General features: G+C 71.0%; 5 protein-coding genes and 1 pseudogene. 4 read left to right on the top strand and 2 right to left on the bottom strand.

Annotated elements, in window-relative coordinates; all coding sequences use genetic code 11:
• Window positions 1-56: 56 nt before the first annotated feature.
• Entirely contained in the window at window positions 57-239 is a 183-nt protein-coding gene (locus G6031_RS06795) for a hypothetical protein (protein WP_095717085.1), read from the bottom strand.
• A gap of 327 nt (window positions 240-566) precedes the next feature.
• Between G6031_RS06795 and G6031_RS06790 the strand changes: the two genes are divergently transcribed.
• Window positions 567-1,073, top strand: a complete 507-nt coding sequence (locus G6031_RS06790) for a GtrA family protein (protein ID WP_095717086.1) — start codon at window positions 567-569, stop codon at window positions 1,071-1,073.
• Window positions 1,074-1,185: 112 nt separating this feature from the next.
• Window positions 1,186-3,057 (top strand): glycosyltransferase, encoded by a 1,872-nt coding sequence (locus G6031_RS06785; RefSeq protein WP_182652841.1) that lies wholly within the window; start codon window positions 1,186-1,188, stop codon window positions 3,055-3,057.
• Window positions 3,058-3,119: 62 nt separating this feature from the next.
• Here the strand turns inward: G6031_RS06785 and G6031_RS06780 are convergent, their stop codons facing one another.
• Entirely contained in the window at window positions 3,120-3,578 is a 459-nt protein-coding gene (locus G6031_RS06780) for a MarR family transcriptional regulator (RefSeq protein WP_182652840.1), read from the bottom strand.
• 62 nt (window positions 3,579-3,640) lie between these two features.
• Here G6031_RS06780 and G6031_RS06775 point away from each other — a divergent pair, with 62 nt between their 5' ends.
• Window positions 3,641-4,009, top strand: coding sequence for a VOC family protein (locus G6031_RS06775; RefSeq protein WP_095717089.1), 369 nt, complete (start codon window positions 3,641-3,643; stop codon window positions 4,007-4,009).
• 128 nt (window positions 4,010-4,137) lie between these two features.
• A pseudogene (locus G6031_RS06770) lies at window positions 4,138-4,583 on the top strand (hypothetical protein); the annotation flags it as partial.

Raw genomic sequence — 4,583 nt, 5'->3', positions numbered from 1 at the left:
CGCCTGTAGCGGGCCCGGCGCGGGCCCGCTACAGGCGGTCCGCTGGGGCGGTCTGCTCAGGCGGAGCCGTGCGTGGTCGGCGTCGAGAGGACCACCCGACCGGTGGGTGTGCACGACGGCGCCGCCGGGCGTCGGTCGGGCGTGCGCAACGGCGACGACGTCGGGACGGCCCGGCCCGTCGGCGTGTACGAGAAGACGGTCGGCGCCGTGGTGAGGGCCGGGTTGCGGTACTGGGACACGGGATTCCTCCTGGTCGTCGGGGGAAGGACCGACGACGGGCCGCCACGGGCGGTGCCGACGAGTCCTTCTGGCGATGCGGTGCGGAGGCGACGTCGGCTCACCCGGGGGGTGGCGCGGACCTGGTGGTGTGGACGCCGTGCGGAGATGGGGTGGCCGGAACCGATCGCTCCCGCGGAATCGAACGCTGTCGGCGGAGGTGCCGCCCGTCTGTTCGACCAGAGGCGCGCTGGTGGGCGCGCGATGGAACGACGATCGCATGTCCGGGGGCCGAGCACAAGTCGTCGTGCCGGTGTTCGTGCGGGGCGGCCGCGACCTACGCTGTCCTGGTGAGTACACCTACCGGCGGCGCGGACATCCCGGACGATTCCGTCCTCGACTCCCTGCGCGGGGCCGTCGACCCGCTCGAAGCCCGACACGAATCCGATCCGGCACGGCCGACGGACTTCCGGACCCAGGTCACCCGCTTCTTCCTCACGGGCGTCCTCTCGGCGGTCGTCGACTACGGACTGCTGCAGCTGTTGATGCTGTTCGGCCTGGGCTACGGGCCGGCCAAGGCGCTGTCCTTCGTGGCAGGCACCCTCACTGCGTATTCGCTCAACCGCCGCTGGACCTTCCAGGCCGAGCCCTCCCGCGCCCGCTTCGTCGCCACGATGGGCCTGTACGCGCTGATGTTCGGCGTGCAGTGGGGCCTGTTCATGCTGCTGGTGCCGTGGTTCCACGACCTGGGCTGGAGCACGTTCTGGGCCACGACGATCGGCTACGTCATCGCGCAGGGCGTGGCGACGGTCACCAACTTCATCGTCCAGCGGACCGTGATCTTCCGGGTGCGCTGACCGCCCTCCCGAGTTACCGCCCGGCCGGGGTTAGCCTGGACGGCGCGCCCGGGCCAGCAGTCGCCCGGGAGTGAGACGACCTCCGCCCCGACTCCCCAGGAGCACCCGCCACATGGACGCCACCACCGTGACAGCCGCAGGTGCCGACGCCGGTTCCGCCCCCGACGAGCGCGACCTGCTGGTGCAGCGCACCCTGTTCTCGGGCCCGCGCAGGTGGGTCAACGACGACCTGTACTCGCGGATCGTGCGGGGGGTCGTGCGCCGCACGCGCGCCGAGCTGCACCTGGACGCCGGGGCCGTCGTCGACACCAACACCTACTTCGGCCGGTTCGAGGCCTCCTACTGGCAGCGCTGGACCACGGTCACCAGCCTCACCGTGCGGGTCGCGGTGGAGTCCGAGGGGCGCCTCGACGTCCTGGTCCGCGCGTCCGACATCGGGTCCCACGTGCGCACCGTGGACGTGTTCCACCACCAGGGGGACGGCATGGCGGTGTTGCACGTGCCGGTGGACACGTTCGTCGACGGTGGCGCGATGTGGCTGGAGTTCCACGCGGTGGACGCCGAGGCGACCGTGTCCGAGGTGACCTGGGGTGTGACGACGACGAGCCCGGCCCGCCGCGCGGCGGTGGCCATCTGCACCTTCAACAGGGCGGACGACTGCGCCGCCACCGTCGACTCGCTGGCCTCGGATCCGGTGGTGGCCGAGCTGATCGACGACCTCTACGTGACGGATCAGGGGACCGACCTGGTCGAGACACGGGAGGCGTTCCGGCGCGCGGCCGGGGAGTTCGGCGAGCGGCTGCACTACCTGCGCCAGCCCAATCTCGGCGGCGCCGGCGGGTTCAGCCGCGGGATGTTCGAGGCCACCGCGCCCGGTTCCACCGGGCCGGTGGACGTGCTGCTCATGGACGACGACGTCCGGGTCGAGCCCGAGACGGTGTTGCGGCTGTTCGCCTTCGCGGCCCTCACCCGCGAGCCGATGCTCGTCGGCGCGCAGATGCTGTATCTGTTCAACCCGGACTACCTGCTGGTCTCGGCCGAGCGCACGCAGCTCGATCAGCTCAAGGGCGGGCTGGACGCGGACGAGTTCGCCCTGCGCGACGAGTCCGTGGTGGAGAACCGGCAGGAGCGGCGGGTGGACGCCGAGTACAACGCGTGGTGGTCCTGTTTGGTGCCGGGGGAGGCGGTGGAGAGGGTCGGGTTGCCCCTGCCGTATTTCTTCCAGTGGGACGACATCGAGTACGGGTTGCGGTGCCGACAGGCCGGGATGCCCACCTGCACCCTGCAGGGGGCGGCCGTGTGGCACGCCGACTTCTACTGGAAGGACGGCGACGACTTCGGTCAGTTCTTCTCGATGCGCAACTCGCTGACCACCGCCGCCCTCCGCCAGGGGATCGATCCGCGCGCGATGGCCACGAACCTGGGCCGGAGTGTCCTGCGGGCGCTCGTGGCCATGCAGTACGGCCTCGCCGCCACCCGCATGCGCGGGATCGAGGCGTTCCTCGACGGCCCCGACGGTGCCCTCGGCGTCGGTGATGGCGGGCAGGCCGCCCTGGCCGCGATCCGTGCCGAACGCGCGGGATACCCCGAGACGGCCAAGCTCGCCGTCGACGCCCTTCCCCCGGGGATCAGGGTGGAGCGCAAGGTGGGGATCCCGCGCGAGGACCGCGAGGACCAGGTGCTGGCCAAGCGGTTGCTCGTGCAGAAGCTCGGCAGACAGCGCCGTGGCGCCGTGGCCGTCCCCTACGAGGACGCGGCCTGGTGGCACGTCTCGCTCTTCGACGAGGTCTACGTGACCGACGCCTCGCAGACCGGGGTCCACCACCGCAAGGTCGACCCGCAGCGGGTCACGGAACTGCAGAAGCGCCTGGCCTCCCTGCTCGCGCGGTTCGTCCGCGAGGCCCCCGCGGCCCAGGCGCGGTGGCGCGAGGCGCAGGCCCGCCTCACCACGCGGGAGAACTGGGCGCGGCTGTACGGGGTGTAGGGGCGCGGTTGTACGGGTGTAGGGAGGACCGGCTGGAGCGGACGGCGGTTCATCCGGTACGGCTATGAGTCGTCGCCCGCGTCGCTCAGGGACCGGACCATCCGCTGCAGCGCGCGGAACGCCTCGGTCTGTTCGTCCTCGGTCATGCCGGCCAGCATCCTGACCTCGACGGATCGGACCGCCGCCGTCGCCGCCCGGAGTTCGAGACGTCCACTGGAGGTGAGCCGGGTGGGCAGCACCTTACCTACAGGTGCTTCGGCCGGACGGGCGACGTATCCCTGGCGTTCCAGCGTGTGAAGCACCACGCTCATCGACTGCCTGGTGACGAACGCCCCCCGCGCGAGTTCCGAGTTCGACAATCCCGGGCGCTGCGCCAGGAGCTCGAGGCACGCGTACTGCGTCACGCTCAGTCCGAGGGGGCGGAGGGCTTCTTCCATCGCTCTGCGGAGGGCGGTCGACGCCTGTTTCAGCAGGTGACCGAGCGACGACCCGAGATCGACCCCCTCATCGTCTTGACTCATGTCAGTATTCTGACATAGATTGGCCGTGTCAGATAACTGACACAGTCGACAGGGGACCCTCCATGCCCGCCACCGGCCCCGACTTCATCTCCTTCCAGGTGCGCGACCTTGCCGGTTCCCAGGCGTTCTACGAGCGCTATCTGGGGCTCGTACGCTCACCGGCCGGACCGCCACACGCCGTCGTCTTCCAGACCGAGCCGATCGCTTTCGCGCTCAGGGAGATCGTTCCCGGCACCGATCTCGCTTCAGTCGATCAACCGGGCCTCGGTGTGGCGATCTGGATCCACGCCACCGATGTCGACGCCGTCCACGACGCCCTCGCCGCGGACGGCCGGACCATCGTCTCCGAACCGGTCGACGGCCCGTTCGGTCGCACATTCACCTTTGCCGACCCCGATGGATATCACGTCACCCTGCACGACCGCGTCTGAGAACCGGGCCGACCCGTTCACGTGCCTGGATCCGTCCGTCATCCACAGGGTCGACCTGTCCACAGCGGGGGTCGGTGAAGGCGCTCGTCGGTCCTGGTCGGCCGGCCACGTGCCGCACAGTGGGAGGCATGAGATCACCAGCCCCGATCCGAGTGCAGACCTCGAGCTCGCGGGAACCGCGCACCTCAACCCCGCCGGACCCGGCGGGGCTGCCGCCGGGCCCGTTGACCACAGCCGAACTGGCCGCGGCAGTGCCCGATCCACGGGACCGCGGTCGCTACGTCCGGATCTGGCACGGGCACTACCGTCGGGACGACCAGGTCGACGACCTCCGGCTACGGAGCGTGGCGTTGGCCCGGAGCTGGCCCGAGGGGGTCCTGCGCGGGCGCAGCGCCGCCCTGCTGTGGGGTGACGACTCGGCTCCGACCGATGCGCCGCCCGAGATCTGGCTTCCGGCCACCCGTCGGTCCCGCGCGGGACGGGTCTACCGCTACGGCGCGATGCCACCGGCCGCCGTCACCGAGCTGGGCGGGATCCGGGTCACCACGCCGCTGCGCACCTGCCGGGACCTGGC

It is taken from the genome of Dietzia sp. CQ4 (assembly GCF_014145125.1).
In the GTDB taxonomy this organism is placed as follows: Bacteria; Actinomycetota; Actinomycetes; order Mycobacteriales; family Mycobacteriaceae; genus Dietzia; species Dietzia natronolimnaea.
The sequence above is the reverse complement of the archived record's forward strand: the minus strand, read 5'-3'. Positions and strand labels throughout refer to the sequence as shown.

Coding starts and splice junctions, on each gene's coding strand:
- G6031_RS06785 (WP_182652841.1), top strand. CDS start 1,186: ATGGACGCCACCACCGTGACAGCCGCAGGTGCCGACGCCGGTTCCGCC.
- G6031_RS06780 (WP_182652840.1), bottom strand. CDS start 3,578: ATGAGTCAAGACGATGAGGGGGTCGATCTCGGGTCGTCGCTCGGTCAC.
- G6031_RS06775 (WP_095717089.1), top strand. CDS start 3,641: ATGCCCGCCACCGGCCCCGACTTCATCTCCTTCCAGGTGCGCGACCTT.